Below are 16,664 nucleotides of genomic sequence, written 5' to 3' on the forward strand. Positions count from 1 at the left end.
ATGCGCCGCGTTTTCTCGCACGCTATCCGTTCAGATCGCCACTTCGGGCGGCGCCTGGCGGAACAGGCGCGTGATCCAGCACAGATACGCGATACCCAGCACGAACCACGCCGCGCCGAGCACGAGCGCCGTCTTTTCGAGGCTCGCGAGCAGCCAGATATCGGCCACCGCGCCGATCAGCGGAAACACCAGTCCGCCGAGCAGGCCGATCTTGCGCTCGCCATGATTGCCCGACAGATACACGCGAATCACGCACAGGTTGACGGCCGTGAACGCGAGGAACGCGCCGAAGTTGATGAACGACGTCGACGTGGCCACATCGAGCTTCAGCGCGATCAATCCGACGATGCCCGCAATCGCGATGTTGATCGCCGGCGTCTTGAAGCGCGGATGGATGTAACCGAAAAAACGCTTCGGCAGGATTTCATCGCGGCCCATCGCATACAGCAGACGACCGACGCTCGCCTGCGCCGAGATGCCCGATGCGAACTGCGCGAGAATCAGCCCCGCGAGAAACACGGTCACGAAAATATCGCCGCCGATCATCTTCGCGACTTCGAACGCGGCCGAGTCCGTGTCCTTGAACTCGACGCCGGGGTGCGCCAGCTGCATCGTGTACGCGGCAATCACGAAAATCGCGCCGCCGATCAGCGCGATCAGCAGGATGGCGCGCGGCATGTTCTTCTTCGGATCGATGGTTTCTTCCGTCAGCGTCGACACGGCATCGAAGCCGAGATACGAATAGGCGGCAATCGCGGCGCCCGCCATCGTCGCGCCGAGCGGCACATGCGGCTTGAAGAACGGTTCGGCCATCGCGATGCCGCCCGGGCCGGCCGCCGCCGATGCATAGTGCCAGCACAAGGCGACGAACATCGCGACGATCGCCAGTTGCACGACCATCAGCACGATATTGAAACGCGCAGCCAGCTCGATCCCGACGATGTTCAGCCCGCTGGTCAGCACGATGAACGCGACGATCCAGATCCACGACGGCACATGCGGAAACGCCGCGTTCAGATACGCGGCGCCGATCAGCCAGATCACCATCGGCAGGAAGAAATAGTCGAGCAGCGTCGCCCAGCCGATCAGGAAGCCCAGGTGCGCGTTGAAGGTCTTGCGCGTGTACGTGTACGCCGAGCCGGCGACGGGGAAGAGCCGCGCGAGCTTGCCGTAGCTGAGCGCCGTGAAGGCGATTGCGATCAGCGCGAGCAGATAGGCGAGGGCGGCTGTGTCGTCGCTGGCCTTGGCGAGTACGCCGTAGGTGCCGTAGACGATCAGCGGCGCCATATAGGCGAGACCGAACAGCAACACGGACGGCAAGCCGAGCGTGCGCTTCAGGTGCGACGGTTCATGGGATGACGACGCTTGCATGATTTCTCCTAAAGCCAGGCCGATAGCGATGGCCGATATGGATGTCTTCTGGATGCCTTATGGTGCCGGGCACTCGCCGTACGGCTGGCATTTCGACGGGCGTGGGCGCGCCCGCGCAGGGCGCGCTCGGCCCCGTGCGGTGCGTCCGGACAGACTGCTAAAAAAAGCGTTCAGTCGGTGCGGCGGCGGCGCGCTTCGACCATCAGCGCGCGATGGCCGTTCGACTGTTCGACGGGCACGAGGCCAAGCGGCACGCGTGCGTCGTGCAGATAGTTGTAGTGCTCGCGACTCGCTTCGAGCCGCTTGAAATCGACGGTGGCCTTCGTCACCGTCTCGTCGCCACCCAGTTCGAGCACGGTTTCCCCGAACGGATCGATCAGTGCGGAGAGGCCGGGGAACGTCAGATTGTCGTCGCCGGAACCGCAGCGGTTCACCATCAGCGCGAACATCTGGTTTTCCATTGCGCGCGCCGTGATTGCGCGTCGATGCACGGGGCCGAACGGGTCCATGTTGCCGTTGGTGACGATCAGCAGATCGGCGTCGAGCGCGGCGACGGCGCGCGCCGATTCGGGAAATTCGATGTCGTAGCAGATCAGCAAGCCCACCGTCAGGCCGTTCCACGTGCAGGTCTCGAAGCGGTCGCCCGGCGTGAACACGCCTACATCCGATGCCCACAGATGCGTCTTGCGATAGCGCAGCACGATGTCGCCGCGTTCGTCGACGAGCACGGTCGTGTTGTAGAACTGCTTGCCGTCACGTTCGGCGAGGCCCACTGCGACGGCCACGCCCTGTTGCCGGGCCGCGTCGCGCACGGCGGACAGGGCGGGGCCATCGAGCGTCTGCGCGACGTCGGCGACGTTCTCGCGCGTCGGAAAGCCCGACAGCGTGGTTTCGGGGAACACGATCAGTTTCGTGCCGCCCGCTGCGTCGGCGCTTCCGATCGTCTCGACGACCTTGCGCGTGTTGTGCGCGACGTCGCCGTCGATCAGCGTGAGTTGCGCCAGTTCTACCTGCATGGTATTGCCTCCTTCCAGATGCCTTTCAGCGGTGCGCGGTGTGCGTCGCGCATCCGTATTGCCTGCGATTCTCGTGCCGCGCGGAACGGTGCGTGCGCCGCCCGCTCTCGTAGTGAGGCCGATTATCAGGGTATTATTTTTGTCCTGAAATTACCCACGAGGGTTACCCTCACCGGAGGACACGATGGACTTCGAATGGCGAGATCTCGCTTTTCACCGGGAGATCGGCTCGGCCATCGACGCCCTCGATGGTCCGCATTTCTGGGCGCGGCTGACGCGGGTGCTCGAACGGCACATCGGTTTCGACAGCTGGGTTGCGCTGCGCTTCAAGCGCGATGCCGCGCCGCTCGTGCTCGCCGAGCAGGCCATGCCCGACGGCAAGATCGACCTGATGTTCCAGGATTATCTGGCCGCGCTCTACCAGCTCGATCCGTTTTATCTTGCCGCGTTCGAAACGCAGGCGTCGGGCTTCTACACGCTCGCCGACGTTGCGCCCGACAACTTCCGGATGACCGAGTACTACCAGCGCTACTTCAAGAAGAATATCGTCGGCGACGAGGTGCATTTCAATGTCGTGATCGATCGCGATCACACGATGGGCTTCTCGCTCGGCAAGACGAGCCGTTACGACGAGCGCGAGACCGCGTTGCTCACGTTGTATTCGCCGTGGGTGCTTGCTTTGATGCAGCAGCGCTTGCGCTTCGAGAAATTCGTCGGCGAAGAAGAGCCGCGCGCGGCCGGGAACGATGAGGCGGATCTGCACGCGCGCTTCGGCATGCTGACGGGCAAGAACGGGCGCGGCGCATTGACCGCGCGCGAGATCGAAGTGGCGATGCTGTCGCTAAGCGGCTTCTCGTCGCGCGCGATCGCGGAGAAACTGTCGATCTCGTTCGAAACGGTGCGCGCGCACAAGAAGCACATCTACGCGAAGCTCGGCGTCGGATCGCAGTCCGAACTGTTTGCGATGTTTTACGAGCCGGGAAGAACGGTCGAACCGGAGTGAATTTCGCGCGCTGCTTCGATTGCTCGTGATCGAAGCAGCGCGCGGCGCACGGTGCTAGCCGCGCGGGCGTGCGTCGAGTTCGTGGTCTGGTGACGGCGCAGGCGGCTCAATAGCGGTCGAGCCGGTTGCCCGCGACACGCACGCGATCACCGGGATGCAAGTCGCCGGGTGAGCCGACATCGAAAGCGCGCACGGAGCCGTCGTTCAGTTGCACCGAAATGCGGTAGCCGCCCGGCGACGACGCGCCCGCCTGCTGCCCCAGCTGGTTGCCCGCGACGGCGCCGCCCAGCACGCCGATCGCAGTCGCCGCATCGCGTCCGTGGCCGCGCCCGAACTGGTTGCCGATCACGCCGCCGACCACCGCGCCGATCACCGTGCCCGCCACACCGCCCGCCGTCACGGCGCCGGGATTCGCAAGCGGTTGGATCGACGAGACGACACCGTATTGCTCGCCATAGCCCTGTTGCGGCTGCTGATATGCCTGGCCGTTTTGCCAGTCTGACTGATCGGAGCCGGGCTGTTGATACTGCGGCTGCTGCGCATACGGCTGCTGATAGGGCTGTTGATAAGGCTGCTGATACTGCGGCTGCTGCACGTAGCCGGGCTGCGAATAGACGGGTTGCGCCGGTTGTGCGTAGGCCGGTTGCGTGGCGTACGTCGAGCCATAGCTCGCGCCATACGGCGAATTGCCAGGGACAACGCAGCCGGCGAGCGGCAGCGTGACGCAGAGCGCGATCAGCGTCGTTCGAACGAGAGGGCGAGCAAAACGGGTGTGGGTCATGTTACGTGATTGTCGTGATGCCACCGGGTGTGGCCGCGACGAGTATAGGGAAACGCGCATCGCTCGTGATGCGCGGCCTGCGTAACAGTATGTAAATTGCGCGTCCGATAAAAACGCCTGGCGACACAGTGAGGCGCGGGCCGGAAGTGGGTCAGACGATCGCGTGAAAAGGGAAGTCAGAAGCGAAAGCCGGTGCCGACGCCGCAGCTGCCGCCAACGCCGCCGCTGCCCCCGCCGACATTGCAAAACACGCCGCAGCCGGCCAACGCCAGCGACAGTGCGACGCCCGTTACAAACATCGTCGCGTACCAGCCGACGCGGCGGCGAATCGCGCCCGGCATCCGCGAGCGGCGGGCGGCGGCGCGCTTCTGCTGAATCGAGACGATGGCGGGAGTGGTATTTCGATGGGACATGACGGGGCCGGAAGATCTGAAAAGCCGACAACCATATCTGCGCCTGGAATGCCAGCAAATACGATAAATCCTAATCTTGGGTGTGTCCTCTAGGCGTCTGACAAATCCATTTCGCAGCGTCCTGATAAAATGTCAGAGCCGCAACGTAGTGGACTGCAAATGAAATTGCTTGATGCACTTGTCGAACAACGGATTGCCGCCGCGGCTGCGCGCGGCGAGTTCGATGATTTGCCGGGAACCGGCGCGCCGCAGGTTCTCGATGACGACGCCCTGGTGCCCGAGGAAGTTCGAGTAGCGAACCGCATTCTGAAGAATGCGGGCTTCGTGCCGCCCGCCGTCGAACAATTGCGAGCGCTGCGCGATCTGCAAAACGAACTGGATGCCGTCAGCGACCGCAACAGCCGCTGCCGCCTGCAAGCGAAGATGCTGGCTCTCGATATGGCACTGGAATCGCTGCGCGGCGGGCCGATGGTGATGCCGCGCGAGTACTGCCGCCGGATCGCGGAGCGCCTGTACGAGCGGGTCGCGGACGAGCCGGCCGCCGGCGCGGGGCCGGCGTGAACACCGGCCCCGCGCCGGCTGTTTTGCCGTCTGCCGTTTCCGTTTCATCTGAAGATTCAGGCGGCGCACTCTGCTCGAACGTGAGCGATGCGAACGCCGACACGCCCGAACCCGCCCCCATTAGCGAACGCGATCGCCGCTTCATGGCGCTCGCGCAGGCTGCCGCCGAAGAGGCGCGCGCCGCCGGCGAGGTGCCTGTCGGCGCGGTGCTGGTCTGCGGCGACGAAGTGATCGCAAAGGGGTTCAATCATCCCATCGGCGGCCACGATCCTTCGGCGCACGCCGAAATGGCCGCACTGCGCGCCGCCGCGCAGAAGCTCGAAAATTACCGGCTGCCGGGATGCGAGCTCTATGTGACGCTGGAGCCTTGCCTGATGTGCGCGGGCGCGATCATGCACGCGCGCATCGCTCGCGTCGTGTACGGCGCGCGCGACCCGAAGACGGGTGCATGCGGCAGCGTCGTCGATGCGTTCGCGAATCCGCAACTGAACCATCACACGACCGTGACGGGCGGCGTGCTCGCAGACGAGTGCGGCGCCGCGTTGCGCTCGTTTTTCGCCGACCGCCGGCGCGCCGCGCGGGAAGCGCGGGCTGCGGCCGCATCGAGCAATGCATCGGACGCGGCCGATCCGCGCCCGGACACCAACCCGACCCACTGACTTGCCACTTCATATGGCCAAGCACCGCACCATCGAACTGATCGCGCCTTCCGGCTATCCACACGATCCGAACGCGGTTCATGTCGCGCTGAAGCGCTTGCGTGCGCAAGGGCATCACGTCGAGAACGTCAGCGCGACGCAGCGGCGCTTTCAGCGGTTCGCCGGCACGGATGGCGAGCGCGCGGCTGAACTCAATCGTCTCGCGGACCCATCGCGCGAACTGCCCGATATCGTGCTCGCCGTGCGCGGCGGGTACGGCGCGGTGCGGCTCCTGCATGGGCTCGACTATCGTGGCCTGCAGCGCCGCCTGGGCGACCAGCCGATCGCCTTTTGCGGCCACAGCGATTTCACGGCGCTGCAGCTGGCGCTGCTGTCGCAGGCGAACGTGAAGACCTTCGGCGGCCCGATGCTCGCCGTCGACTTCGGCGCCGAAAGCGTCAGCGATTTCACGATGAAGCATTTCTGGCACGCGCTGACTTCGGAGACGTTCACGATCTCCAGCACGGCTCCCCAGTCGCAAACCGTCGACGTGACGGGCACGCTGTGGGGCGGCAATCTGGCCGTGATCGCATCGCTGGTCGGCTCGCCGTACATGCCGCCTGTGGAAGGCGGCATCCTGTTTGTCGAGGACGTGAACGAGCAGCCGTTCCGGATCGAGCGGCTGATCTATCAGCTGCATCTCGCGGGCATTCTGGAGCGGCAACAGGCGCTCGTGCTCGGCGATTTCTCGGGCGGCAAGCCGTTCGACTACGACAACGGCTACGATCTGCGCGCGATGGTCGAGCAGGTGAGGTCGGTGATCGGCATTCCGATCGTGACGGGCCTTCAGTTTGGCCATATTCCCGATATGGTGACGCTGCCCGTCGGCGCCGAAGCGCGGCTCGTCGCGGGCGCGCGTGGGTTCAAGCTGACGGTCTCGGGGCATCCCGTGCTCGACTGAAGGTTGCGTTCCCGTTTCACATCCGCGAAGGCGAGGCACTCGCCTTTGTTTTTCAGCATTGAATGCAACTAACGGTCTAGTTCAACCGATACCTCCTAGTCCGGTCACGTCAGCGCAAACCCCGATTTTGTTGACAAAATAGTCTGCAAGACAGCGAGCGATCGAACTGCGCCTATGCGCTGAAAACGAGTGGGGACAACGCCTTCGCCAGGTTTGGGATCATTTTGAGCACGGCAGTCCAAACCAGAATTGTCGTAAATCGACCCGCAAAATTGTTGACAATCTTTATGTCCGTCCTAAGATGGACCCCATAACAGCAAGCTCATCATGTCCGAGACACCCAACGCAACCGCGAGCAGTACGAAACCCGAAGCGATCGCCGAGCGCATCCGCGCCGCGATCCTCGAGCATCGGCTCGCGCCTGGCGCGAAATTGACGGAAGCCCAGTTGTGCGAAGTATTCGGCGTCAAGCGCGGACCGATCCGTCAGGCGCTGGCTCTGCTGTCCACTGACCACCTGGTCGACCTCGAGCCGAACCGCGGCGCGTTTGTCGCGAGTCCGTCGCTGCAGGAAGTGCATGAAGTGTTCGAGATGCGCCGGATCATCGAACTGGCCGTCGTCGACAAGATTTGCGCGAGCCAAGGCTCGCGGCGATTGAAGAACATTGGCGGGATGATCGCTCGGGAGCGCAGGGCGTTCGAATCGCGCGATTTTCCGGCGTGGATCAGGTTGTCGGGCGAGTTCCATACGGAGCTCGCGTCGTTGACAGGCAATACGGTGCTGTGCGATTGCCTGAACGGCCTGGTCGCGCGCTCGACGCTGATCTCGGCGCTGTACGAATCGCTGGGCCGCAGCCCGTGTTCGTTCGAAGACCACGAAGCGATTCTCGCCGCGCTCGACGCCGGCGACGCAAAAACAGCAGGCGCGTTGATATCGCGTCACTTGCAGAGCGTTGAGTTGAAGATGCTGGATCGGCCGGCTAGCGGTGGGACCGATCTGCACGAAGTGTTCGGCACGCGCGCGCCCAGAGCCGCAGCCGGCTGACACGCTGATGGATTGTCGAAGTGCAAGCCTGACGCACGCCCGCGCTCGCTGGCGGTGCGCGCTGCACTGAAGTGAACGGAGCTTGAACAGAAAGTCGACCCAAACGTCGATCGCTACCCCATCCGGTACGCGCCGCACCCGGCACGTGTCGAGACCGAAAGACCGTACGGCGAGGGACGCCCATCAGGCGGCCACGCTCACGCGGCGAAGCCCTGCAGGCATTCGCGGAAAGTGCGCAGGGCCATCAAAACAAGTACGTAAGTACGGAGACATCCGCGGCAACCTGTAAGCGATACGCATGCGAGCCAGCCACATAGTGGGCCGGCCGTGCGCCTGGCATACGCGATGCAATGCTCGTCGATTCCCGTCGGCGTTCCCATCTTTGGAGGAATCCATGGCTCAGTTCAGTGCAGCACCGGATAGTTCGGCAATCCCCGATTACGAGAGCAGCGAACAAGGCGCTCACGCGCTGCCCGCAGGCTACAGCGAACGCCTCTACAACGAAGACCTCGCGCCGTTGAAGCATCAGACGTGGGGCGCCTATAACATCTTCGCGTTCTGGATGTCGGACGTGCACAGTGTTGGCGGTTACGTGTTCGCGGGAAGTCTCTTCGCGCTCGGGCTGACGAGCTGGCAGGTGCTGATCGCGCTGCTCGTCGGCATTACGCTTGTCAACGTGCTGTGCAACATGATCGCCAAGCCGAGCCAGCAGAACGGCGTGCCGTATCCCGTTGCGTGCCGTGCGACCTTCGGCGTGCTGGGCGCCAACGTTCCCGCTGTGATCCGCGGCCTGATTGCGGTTGCGTGGTATGGCATCCAGACGTATCTCGCGTCGAGCGCGCTCGTGATCGTCGTGCTCAAGTTCTTTCCACAGCTGCTGCCCTACGCAGATGTGCATCATCACGGCTTCATGGGCCTGTCGACGATAGGCTGGGCCGGCTTCATGCTGCTGTGGGTGCTGCAGGCACTCGTGTTCTGGAACGGCATGGAGACGATCAAGAAGTTCATCGACTTCGCCGGTCCCGCCGTGTACGTGGTGATGTTCATCCTCGCTGGTTACATGATCTGGCGCGCGGGCTGGAAGAACATCGGCATCAACCTGGGCGGCGTGAAGTATCACGGCATGGAAGTGATCCCGGTGATGATCACGGCGATCTCGCTCGTGGTTTCGTACTTCTCCGGCCCGATGTTGAACTTCGGCGACTTCTCGCGTTATGGCAAGAGCTTCCGCAGCGTCAAGCGCGGCAACTTCTGGGGCTTGCCCGTCAACTTCCTCGCGTTCTCACTGGTGACGGTCGTCACGACGGCTGCGACGCTGCCCGTGTTCGGCGAACTCATTACGGATCCCGTCGAAACGGTGGGCCGCATCGACTATCCGACAGCCGTGATTCTCGGTGCACTGACGTTCACGATCGCGACTATCGGCATCAACATCGTCGCGAACTTCGTTTCGCCTGCATTCGACTTCTCGAATGTGGCGCCGAAGCTCATCAGCTGGCGTGCAGGCGGCATGCTCGCTGCAGTGGCATCGATTTTCATCACGCCGTGGAACCTGTTCAACAACCCGGCAGTGATCCATTACACGCTCGACGTGCTTGGCAGCTTCATCGGACCTTTGTACGGCATCCTGATCGTCGATTTCTTCCTAGTGAAGCGTCAGAAGATCGTGCTCGACGATCTGTACACGGTGTCGGAAAAGGGTTCGTACTGGTATCGCAATGGCGTGAACTATCGTGCAGTCGGTGCCTTGCTGCCGGCTGCAGTGATCGCGGTGATCTGCGTGATGGTGCCGTCGCTGAACGCTCTCGCGAACTTCTCGTGGTTCATCGGTGCGGGACTCGGTGCAGTGTTCTACAGTGTATTGGCTCGCGATCTGCCGCGCGGTGCATAAGAGTTCATCAAAGCGTGCAAGCAATATCTTGCATGGGACGGGAGTAAGCGCTAAAGCGCTAACTCCCGTCGACACAGGAGTCGACATGCGTATCAAACTGATCAACCCGAACACGACGCAACGGATGACGGAAGCCATGGGCCGTTGTGCGCGCGACGTCGTGGCGCCGGGCACGGAGCTGGTGGCGGTGAGCCCGACGATGGGCCCGCCGTCGATCGAAGGCTATTACGACGAGGCGCTCGCCACGCCGGGGCTGCTCGCGGAAATCGAGGCGGGCGAGCGTGACGGCTTCGATGGTTATGTGATTGCATGTTTCGGCGATCCTGGCCTCTACGCGGCGCGCGAACTGGCGCGCGGCCCGGTGATCGGCATCGCGGAAGCGGCGATGCATGCGGCGAGCGTGCTGGCGCCGGGCTTCTCGGTGGTCACGACGCTGTCGCGCACCTGCGGCATGGCGTGGCATCTGGCCGAGCGCTACGGCATGAAGCGCTTCTGCCGCAACGTGCGTGCAACGGATGTCGCCGTACTCGAGCTCGATCAGCCCGGCTCGTCCGCGCGGCGCATCATTCTCGACGAATGCCGGCGCGCGCTCGACGAAGACGGATCGGACGCGATCGTGCTCGGCTGCGCAGGGATGGCCGAACTGTGCCGCGAGATCGAGGACGCACTGGGCGCACCTGTCGTCGAAGGCGTGACGGCGGCTGTGAAGTGGGTCGAAGCGCTGGTTTCGCTGCGGCTGGCTACGGCCAAGCGCGGCGACTATGCGCGTCCGCTCGCCAAGCGCTATGACGGCGAGTTCGCGCGCTTCAGCCCGACGGGCGAGCAGCCAGCTGCGGCGCCTGCCGCCCGGCAAGCCGCCGGGGAAGCACTGCTGCGAGTGAACTCGAGTGCACTACGCGCTGACCCCGCCGCCGATATTGCACCGCACATACACTCAGTCTGACATGCACTATCTGCCCGGGTGTATGGGCGCACCCGGGTGTTTTCGCTACACTGGTTCAACCCTGCCGGCCTTGCCGTAGCGTGTTTTCCCGCTTTTACGACGTCCGCCGGCGCGTACCTGTCAACGCTCACGCCAACCGCTGCGCCATTCATATCATGTCATTCGATCCGAACTATCCGCGCGACCTGATCGGCTACGGCCGCCACCCCGTGCAGGCAAACTGGCCAGGACGCGCGCGCGTCGCGGTCCAGTTCGTGCTCAACTACGAAGAGGGCGGCGAGAACTGCGTGCTGCACGGCGATCCAGGCTCGGAGCAGTTCCTGTCGGAGATCGTCGGCGCGGCGTCGTATCCGGCGCGTCACATGAGTATGGAGTCGATCTATGAATACGGCTCGCGTGCGGGCGTGTGGCGCATCCTGCGCGAGTTCGAGAAGCGCGGCCTGCCGCTGACGGTGTTCGGCGTCGGCATGGCGATCGAGCGACACCCGGAGCTTGCGCGCACCTTTGTCGAGTTGGGCCATGAAATTGCGTGTCACGGCTATCGCTGGATTCACTATCAGGACATGTCGCCGGAGCGCGAAGCCGAGCATATGCGCCTCGGCATGGAAGCGATCGAACGCGTGACGGGCCAGCGGCCGCTCGGCTGGTACACGGGCCGCGACAGTCCCAATACGCACCGGCTGGTCGCCGAATACGGCGGCTTTCTGTACGACTCCGATAACTACGGCGACGACCTGCCGTTCTGGATGGATGTCGAAGTGACGGGCGGCGCGAAAGTGCCGCAACTGATCCTGCCGTACACGCTCGACACCAACGACATGCGTTTCGCCACGCCGCAAGGCTTCAACACGGCGGACCATTTCTTCACCTATCTGCGCGACGCATTCGACGTACTGTACGAAGAGGGCGACGAAGCGCCCAAGATGCTGTCGATCGGCATGCACTGCCGCCTGCTCGGCCGCCCGGGCCGCTTCCGCGCGCTGCAGCGGTTTCTCGATCACATCGAAAAGCACGAGCGCGTGTGGGTGACACGGCGTGTCGATATCGCGCGTCACTGGCGCGAGCATCATCCTTATCAACAACAGGACAACCGCGGGGCTGCGGCATGAAGGCGATGCAATACACACTGGACCAACTCAGCAGCATCTCGACCGACGCGTTCGTCGCGGCGCTGTCGGGCATCTTCGAGCATTCGCCGTGGGTCGCCGAAGTGGCTGCGGCGCAGCGGCCGTACGCGAGCATCGACGCGTTGCATCAGACGATGTCGAACGCCGTCGAAACGGCAGGCGAGGCGAAGCAGCTCGCGCTCATCAACGCTCACCCGGAGCTCGCGGGCAAGGCGGCCGTGCGTGGCGAATTGACGGCTGAATCGACGCGCGAGCAAAGCGGCGCGGGCCTCGGTCAATGCACGCAGGAAGAGTTCGACAAGCTGCTGCGCCTGAACGCGGCGTATCGTGAGAAGTTCGGTTTTCCGTTCATTCTCGCCGTGCGCGGCTATGACCGGCACGGCATCATCGCGAACTTCGAAGCGCGCGTGAACAACAGCCGCGCCGACGAACTGCGCGCGAGTCTCGACCAGATCTACCGCATTGCGCGTTTTCGTCTCGACGATCTGATCAGCCCCTGATCGCTGGGATATCGTCGCACATTCACGCATTTACAAAGCAACAACCAGACTGCAAGGAAGACAACGATGGCACTCCCGATTCTCGACCCCAACGCACCCGACTTCACGCGCCGTTTCGTGAACCTCGCGGACCCGCGTCTTGGCGCACAGGCGCTCGAAGCCAGCGACGATTTTTTCGCGCCGAAAGACCGCATGCTGAATCCGGAGCCGGCCGTTTTCATTCCTGGCAAGTACGACGAGCACGGCAAGTGGATGGATGGCTGGGAAACGCGCCGCAAGCGCACGACGGGCTATGACTGGTGCGTCGTGAAGCTCGCGCGTCCGGGCGTCATCAAGGGCCTCGATCTCGATACCAGCCATTTCACGGGCAACTTCCCGCCGGCGGCATCGGTGGAAGCGGCTCGCGTCGTCGATGGCGCGCCGAACCAGTCGACGCAATGGACGGAGATCGTCCCGTCGACCACATTGCAAGGTAACAGCCACCACTACCTCGAAGTGGGCGACACGAACGCGTACACGCACCTGCGCGTGAACATCTATCCGGACGGCGGCATCGCGCGTCTGCGCGTGTACGGCCAGCCGCAGGTCGATTGGGCGGGCGCGAGTCGCACCGATCTGTTCGACCTCGCCGCGATGGAAAACGGCGCCTACCTGGTTGGCGCGAACAACCAGCACTTCGGCGCCGCATCGACGCTGCTGATGCCGGGCCGCGGCGTCAACATGGGCGACGGCTGGGAAACGCGCCGTCGCCGCGAACCGGGCAACGACTGGGCAATCGTCGCGCTCGCGCAGCCCGGGGTCATCAAGAAGATCGAAGTCGATACGGCGCACTTCAAGGGCAACTATCCGGACCGCTGCTCGATCCAGGCGGCGTATGTGACGGGCGGCACCGATAGTTCGCTGATCACGCAGGCGATGTTCTGGCCGGTGCTGCTTGGCGAGCAGAAGTTGCAGATGGACAAGCAGCACTTCTTCGAAAGCGAGATCGCGGCGCTCGGTCCCGTCACGCATATCCGCTTCAACATCATTCCTGATGGCGGCGTGTCGCGTCTGCGTTTGTGGGGCACGCTCGCATCATGAAGACACTCGCTATCGAACCGCTGACACGCGAAGCGTTCGCGCCGTTCGGCGATGTGATCGAGCTGGAAGGTGCGAAGCAGATCCCGATCAATCTCGGCACGACGATCCGTTATCACGATCTCGCGAAGGTCGACGTCACGGATGAAAACGGCCGCACGCTCGTCAATCTGTTCCGCGGACAGCCGCGCGCGCTGCCGTTCGAAATCACGATGATGGAGCGGCATCCGCTTGGTTCGCAAGCGTTCATTCCGTTGAACGACAAGCCTTATCTGGTTGTCGTGGCGCCTGCCGGCGAGCTGGATGAGTCGATGATTCGCGCGTTCGTCACGAGCGGCTGGCAAGGCGTGAACTACGCGAAGGGCGTGTGGCATCATCCGCTGCTCGCGTTGGGCGAGGTGAGCGATTTCATCGTCGTCGATCGTGGCGGTGATGGGCTGAATCTCAATGAGCAGAATCTGCGCGAATCGCAGTGGTTGACGGAAGACGCGATGAATGCGCTGGTCGTCTGAGTCTGGCGCGCTGTGCTTAGGTTCGAATTGCGCGGTTTGGTAGTGTGACTGGTTGTGGTTGAAAAAGGCCCATTGCGACGGGAGTCGCAATGGGCCTTTGCTTTGGTGTGCGTGTTGTGCGTGTTGCGCGTGCCGTATGAAATCGCGCAGAATCGCGGGCGGCATTGATCATATGCAGGCAAACATCTATCCACGGGAAAACATGCAACCGTCACTGAACCGGGTTCTGTTGTACGTGAAGGACGTCGAACGCGCGTGTGAGTTTTATCAACGCTACTTCGGATTCACGTCTACGCGCGATAACGATGACCGTATCGTCGAACTGACTCCGCCGCACGGCGGCGCGATCCTGATGATTCACCCTGCCGCGAAAGGCGTCAAAGCAGGGCAAGCAACCGTCAAGCTGGTGTTCGACGTCGAAGACGTGGAAGCGTTCAAGACGCGTTGCGCAGATGCAGGACTCGTATTCGGCGCGACGCATCGCGCGGACGGCTACAGCTTTGCGAATGCAAAAGACCCGGATGGCAATTCCGTGTCGATTTCCAGTCGAGGCTTTCGCGTGGGACGTTGAGCGTGCGTGGTGATGCTGCCGTGCCGTCACGGAAATAAAAAAAGCGGACTGCCGCTTGCGCGAACCGCCCGCTAACCTCGAAGAACCGGGCTTGCGCCCGTCATCGACACCTCATTCGTTAATTCACCGCACCGCCCTGGAACCACGCGGCGATCTTCTGCCGTTCCTCGTCGGTCATGTGCGTGACGTTGCCAAGCGGCATCGCCTTCAGCGTCACGGCCTGCTGATAGATGCGCTGCGCGTTCGTCGAGATTTCTGCCGGCGTATCGAGCAGCACGCCAGCGGGTGCACTGCCCATCATCGTCGGATGCGCGGAGTGGCAGGCGACGCAGCGCTGCTGCAACACGGGCACGATGTCGGCCGTCTTCACGACGGGCGCGTTCGCTGCTTCCGCCACGGGAACGACGGGCTTCGGCATCGTCCAGAACAGCGCGCCGAACATCAGCACGATGCCGGCGAGCGGCAGATACCACAGCACCTGGCCGCGATGACGCATCACGAAGAACTGACGGATCAGCGCGCCCGCCAGCATGATGACGACCAGCACGGCCCAGTTGTACGGATGCGTGTACGTCATCGCATAGTGATTCGACAGCATCGCGAACACGACGGGCAGCGTGAAGTACGTGTTGTGGACAGAGCGCTGCTTGCCACGCTTGCCGTAGATCGGGTTGGGCGTTTCGCCCTTGAGCATCGCGGCGACCATCTTGCGCTGGCCGGGGATGATGACGAAGAACACGTTCGCCGACATGATCGTCGCGAGCATCGCGCCCATGATCAGATACGCTGCGCGGCCCGCGAAAATGTGACACGCGAGGAACGCGGCGATCAGCACATAGATGCCCACGCAGATGCCGAGCACCTTGTCCTTGTTGCCGAGCAGCCGGCACAGCGAGTCATACACGATCCAGCCTGCGGCGAGAAACCCGAGCGCCGAGAAGATCGCGACGACGGGGCCCATGTCGAGCACGTTCTTGTCGATCAGATACGTGTTCGGTGCGAACAGATACAACACCGTGAAGAGACCGAAGCCGGACAGCCACGTCGTGTACGACGGCCACTTCGACCAGTGCAGGTCATCGGGCATTTCGGGCGGTGCGACGGTGTACTTCTGCATGTTGTAGAAGCCGCCGCCGTGCACATGCCACAGCTCGCCGAACACGCCGCGCCGGCGCTGGTTCGGGTCGGTGGGCGGCTTCAGGCTGTTGTCGAGCGCAACGAAATAGAACGACTCGCCGATCCATGCAATCGCGGCGATAACGTGAAACCAGCGAATCGCGAGATTCAGCCAGTCGGTGATAAAGCCTTCCATGAAACTCCTCCACTCCTGATTCGTTGTTCGCGCAGCATCTCGGGTGTTGCGCGGCATGCGGGGTTGTTGCGCCGGTGCATGTCCGCTATCGGATCAGTGCATGCAACGGCAATCGGATGAAATCGGGTGCCGATCGATCACGGGTCTCTGGCTTGCGCTTCGCGAATGTCTCCATGTCATCTGCGAAATGCACGCATGCGCACGATCTTGCACGCGACGCCGTTCGCGTCAGCTGCCGCGATAGGTGCTGTAAGCCCAAGGCGACACCAGCAGCGGCACGTGATAGTGCGCACCCGCATCCGCAACGCCGAAACGCAGCACGACGCGATCGACGAAGCGCGGTTCGGGCACTTTGGTGCCGATCGACGCAAAATAGTCGCCGGCATGGAACACCAGTTCATATTCGCCGACGGCGAGTGCATCGCCCTCGAGCAGCGGCTCGTTGCAGCGGCCGTCGTGATTGGTGGTGGTGGTTTTGAGCGCACGGCGCGTGTCGCCGGAAAGCGCAAAGAGTTCGACCTTGATGTCGGCGCCGGGACGGCCGTTGGCCGTGTCGAGCACGTGGGTAGTGAGCTTGCCCATTCGCGATTGTCCTTGTGTGGATGCGAGGTTTCAGCGGCGGCCCGATCCATTACACGTTGCGGCGGATCGAGGCTCCACGTCAGTGGCTACATACCCGTCGGCGGTTTGAAGCGAGCGCCGTGACATCCATTGTAGAAACATTGTTCACCTCCGCGAGCCAGCGATAGGAAAGATAATCGCTACCGCATGACGCCCCGCTGCCGCCCATCGGACAGGCAGTCCGATGCAGGCTTGGCGGGCGGCGCCGCACGGTTCCGATCGTACCGGCGCCAAAAATACCGACTATATGCACGTCGTGAACTTCGGTATCGCAATGGCGCGAGTTGCCAGCGTAATTTTGTCGCCCGAAGGTTACGTCCAT

The 16,664-nt window shown here is 62.9% G+C and carries 18 protein-coding genes; 12 read left to right on the top strand and 6 right to left on the bottom strand.

Annotation, left to right across the window (positions count from 1 at the left end):
• Positions 1 to 30 precede the first annotated feature (30 nt).
• Positions 31 to 1,371, bottom strand: coding sequence for an APC family permease (locus KFO72_RS17680; RefSeq protein WP_060601236.1), 1,341 nt, complete (start codon positions 1,369 to 1,371; stop codon positions 31 to 33).
• Between the two features lie 170 nt (positions 1,372 to 1,541).
• Positions 1,542 to 2,387 carry a carbon-nitrogen hydrolase family protein gene (locus KFO72_RS17685; protein WP_062915266.1) on the bottom strand — a complete coding sequence of 282 codons (846 nt, stop codon included), beginning with the start codon at positions 2,385 to 2,387 and terminating at the stop codon, positions 1,542 to 1,544.
• A 184-nt stretch (positions 2,388 to 2,571) separates the two neighbouring features.
• On the opposite strand from KFO72_RS17685, the gene KFO72_RS17690 reads away from it, so the two are divergent.
• Positions 2,572 to 3,390, top strand: coding sequence for a response regulator transcription factor (locus tag KFO72_RS17690; protein WP_054934497.1), 819 nt, complete (start codon positions 2,572 to 2,574; stop codon positions 3,388 to 3,390).
• A gap of 106 nt (positions 3,391 to 3,496) precedes the next feature.
• Here KFO72_RS17690 and KFO72_RS17695 read toward each other — a convergent pair whose 3' ends face one another.
• Both KFO72_RS17695 and KFO72_RS17700 read right to left on the bottom strand, forming a co-directional pair.
• Positions 3,497 to 4,171 carry a glycine zipper 2TM domain-containing protein gene (locus KFO72_RS17695; RefSeq protein WP_060601232.1) on the bottom strand — a complete coding sequence of 225 codons (675 nt, stop codon included), beginning with the start codon at positions 4,169 to 4,171 and terminating at the stop codon, positions 3,497 to 3,499.
• 176 nt (positions 4,172 to 4,347) lie between these two features.
• The gene (locus KFO72_RS17700) at positions 4,348 to 4,584 is read right to left on the bottom strand and encodes a hypothetical protein (RefSeq protein WP_225032685.1); all 237 of its coding nucleotides are present in this window, start codon (positions 4,582 to 4,584) and stop codon (positions 4,348 to 4,350) included.
• A 159-nt stretch (positions 4,585 to 4,743) separates the two neighbouring features.
• Between KFO72_RS17700 and KFO72_RS17705 the strand changes: the two genes are divergently transcribed.
• The 11 genes from KFO72_RS17705 to KFO72_RS17755 all read left to right on the top strand — a co-directional run bounded on the left by KFO72_RS17705 (position 4,744) and on the right by KFO72_RS17755 (position 14,409).
• Positions 4,744 to 5,145, top strand: a complete 402-nt coding sequence (locus KFO72_RS17705) for a DnaJ family domain-containing protein (protein ID WP_060602705.1) — start codon at positions 4,744 to 4,746, stop codon at positions 5,143 to 5,145.
• A gap of 80 nt (positions 5,146 to 5,225) precedes the next feature.
• Entirely contained in the window at positions 5,226 to 5,804 is a 579-nt protein-coding gene (tadA, locus tag KFO72_RS17710) for a tRNA adenosine(34) deaminase TadA (protein ID WP_224101588.1), read from the top strand.
• 13 nt (positions 5,805 to 5,817) lie between these two features.
• The gene (gene ldcA, locus KFO72_RS17715; protein ID WP_176052528.1) at positions 5,818 to 6,744 is read left to right on the top strand and encodes a muramoyltetrapeptide carboxypeptidase; all 927 of its coding nucleotides are present in this window, start codon (positions 5,818 to 5,820) and stop codon (positions 6,742 to 6,744) included.
• Positions 6,745 to 7,071: 327 nt separating this feature from the next.
• Positions 7,072 to 7,788 carry a GntR family transcriptional regulator gene (locus KFO72_RS17720; protein ID WP_225032686.1) on the top strand — a complete coding sequence of 239 codons (717 nt, stop codon included), beginning with the start codon at positions 7,072 to 7,074 and terminating at the stop codon, positions 7,786 to 7,788.
• 394 nt (positions 7,789 to 8,182) lie between these two features.
• Complete coding sequence (locus KFO72_RS17725) at positions 8,183 to 9,679, top strand: NCS1 family nucleobase:cation symporter-1 (protein ID WP_054934502.1); 1,497 nt, start codon at positions 8,183 to 8,185, stop codon at positions 9,677 to 9,679.
• Between the two features lie 85 nt (positions 9,680 to 9,764).
• Positions 9,765 to 10,622: an aspartate/glutamate racemase family protein gene (locus KFO72_RS17730; RefSeq protein ID WP_062915270.1), complete on the top strand. Its 858-nt coding sequence runs from the start codon at positions 9,765 to 9,767 to the stop codon at positions 10,620 to 10,622.
• Between the two features lie 155 nt (positions 10,623 to 10,777).
• The gene (gene puuE, locus KFO72_RS17735) at positions 10,778 to 11,731 is read left to right on the top strand and encodes an allantoinase PuuE (protein WP_054934504.1); all 954 of its coding nucleotides are present in this window, start codon (positions 10,778 to 10,780) and stop codon (positions 11,729 to 11,731) included.
• Positions 11,728 to 12,249, top strand: coding sequence for a 2-oxo-4-hydroxy-4-carboxy-5-ureidoimidazoline decarboxylase (uraD, locus tag KFO72_RS17740; protein ID WP_225032687.1), 522 nt, complete (start codon positions 11,728 to 11,730; stop codon positions 12,247 to 12,249). Before puuE ends, uraD begins: the two co-directional genes overlap by 4 nt.
• Before the next feature lie 66 nt (positions 12,250 to 12,315).
• The gene (gene alc / locus KFO72_RS17745; protein ID WP_042313548.1) at positions 12,316 to 13,329 is read left to right on the top strand and encodes an allantoicase; all 1,014 of its coding nucleotides are present in this window, start codon (positions 12,316 to 12,318) and stop codon (positions 13,327 to 13,329) included.
• Complete coding sequence (locus KFO72_RS17750) at positions 13,326 to 13,838, top strand: ureidoglycolate lyase (protein WP_225032688.1); 513 nt, start codon at positions 13,326 to 13,328, stop codon at positions 13,836 to 13,838. The genes alc and KFO72_RS17750 overlap by 4 nt, the downstream gene beginning before the upstream one ends.
• A 202-nt stretch (positions 13,839 to 14,040) precedes the next feature.
• A complete protein-coding gene (locus KFO72_RS17755; RefSeq protein WP_225032689.1) occupies positions 14,041 to 14,409 on the top strand; it encodes a VOC family protein in 369 nt (122 codons plus the stop codon).
• Positions 14,410 to 14,527: 118 nt separating this feature from the next.
• Here KFO72_RS17755 and KFO72_RS17760 read toward each other — a convergent pair whose 3' ends face one another.
• Positions 14,528 to 15,721 carry a urate hydroxylase PuuD gene (locus tag KFO72_RS17760; protein ID WP_054934507.1) on the bottom strand — a complete coding sequence of 398 codons (1,194 nt, stop codon included), beginning with the start codon at positions 15,719 to 15,721 and terminating at the stop codon, positions 14,528 to 14,530.
• A gap of 228 nt (positions 15,722 to 15,949) precedes the next feature.
• A complete protein-coding gene (uraH, locus tag KFO72_RS17765) occupies positions 15,950 to 16,303 on the bottom strand; it encodes a hydroxyisourate hydrolase (RefSeq protein ID WP_042313565.1) in 354 nt (117 codons plus the stop codon).
• Positions 16,304 to 16,664: the final 361 nt, after the last annotated feature.

This window comes from Paraburkholderia sp. XV (assembly GCF_020177535.1).
Classification (GTDB): Bacteria; Pseudomonadota; Gammaproteobacteria; order Burkholderiales; family Burkholderiaceae; genus Paraburkholderia; species Paraburkholderia caribensis.

What these genes read in the sequence shown, in the direction of transcription:
- KFO72_RS17680 (WP_060601236.1), bottom strand. Translation starts at nt 1,371, where the DNA reads ATGCAAGCGTCGTCATCCCATGAACCGTCGCACCTGAAGCGCACGCTC.
- KFO72_RS17685 (WP_062915266.1), bottom strand. Translation starts at nt 2,387, where the DNA reads ATGCAGGTAGAACTGGCGCAACTCACGCTGATCGACGGCGACGTCGCG.
- KFO72_RS17690 (WP_054934497.1), top strand. Translation starts at nt 2,572, where the DNA reads ATGGACTTCGAATGGCGAGATCTCGCTTTTCACCGGGAGATCGGCTCG.
- KFO72_RS17695 (WP_060601232.1), bottom strand. Translation starts at nt 4,171, where the DNA reads ATGACCCACACCCGTTTTGCTCGCCCTCTCGTTCGAACGACGCTGATC.
- KFO72_RS17700 (WP_225032685.1), bottom strand. Translation starts at nt 4,584, where the DNA reads ATGTCCCATCGAAATACCACTCCCGCCATCGTCTCGATTCAGCAGAAG.
- KFO72_RS17705 (WP_060602705.1), top strand. Translation starts at nt 4,744, where the DNA reads ATGAAATTGCTTGATGCACTTGTCGAACAACGGATTGCCGCCGCGGCT.
- ldcA (WP_176052528.1), top strand. Translation starts at nt 5,818, where the DNA reads ATGGCCAAGCACCGCACCATCGAACTGATCGCGCCTTCCGGCTATCCA.
- KFO72_RS17720 (WP_225032686.1), top strand. Translation starts at nt 7,072, where the DNA reads ATGTCCGAGACACCCAACGCAACCGCGAGCAGTACGAAACCCGAAGCG.
- KFO72_RS17725 (WP_054934502.1), top strand. Translation starts at nt 8,183, where the DNA reads ATGGCTCAGTTCAGTGCAGCACCGGATAGTTCGGCAATCCCCGATTAC.
- KFO72_RS17730 (WP_062915270.1), top strand. Translation starts at nt 9,765, where the DNA reads ATGCGTATCAAACTGATCAACCCGAACACGACGCAACGGATGACGGAA.
- puuE (WP_054934504.1), top strand. Translation starts at nt 10,778, where the DNA reads ATGTCATTCGATCCGAACTATCCGCGCGACCTGATCGGCTACGGCCGC.
- uraD (WP_225032687.1), top strand. Translation starts at nt 11,728, where the DNA reads ATGAAGGCGATGCAATACACACTGGACCAACTCAGCAGCATCTCGACC.
- alc (WP_042313548.1), top strand. Translation starts at nt 12,316, where the DNA reads ATGGCACTCCCGATTCTCGACCCCAACGCACCCGACTTCACGCGCCGT.
- KFO72_RS17750 (WP_225032688.1), top strand. Translation starts at nt 13,326, where the DNA reads ATGAAGACACTCGCTATCGAACCGCTGACACGCGAAGCGTTCGCGCCG.
- KFO72_RS17755 (WP_225032689.1), top strand. Translation starts at nt 14,041, where the DNA reads ATGCAACCGTCACTGAACCGGGTTCTGTTGTACGTGAAGGACGTCGAA.
- KFO72_RS17760 (WP_054934507.1), bottom strand. Translation starts at nt 15,721, where the DNA reads ATGGAAGGCTTTATCACCGACTGGCTGAATCTCGCGATTCGCTGGTTT.
- uraH (WP_042313565.1), bottom strand. Translation starts at nt 16,303, where the DNA reads ATGGGCAAGCTCACTACCCACGTGCTCGACACGGCCAACGGCCGTCCC.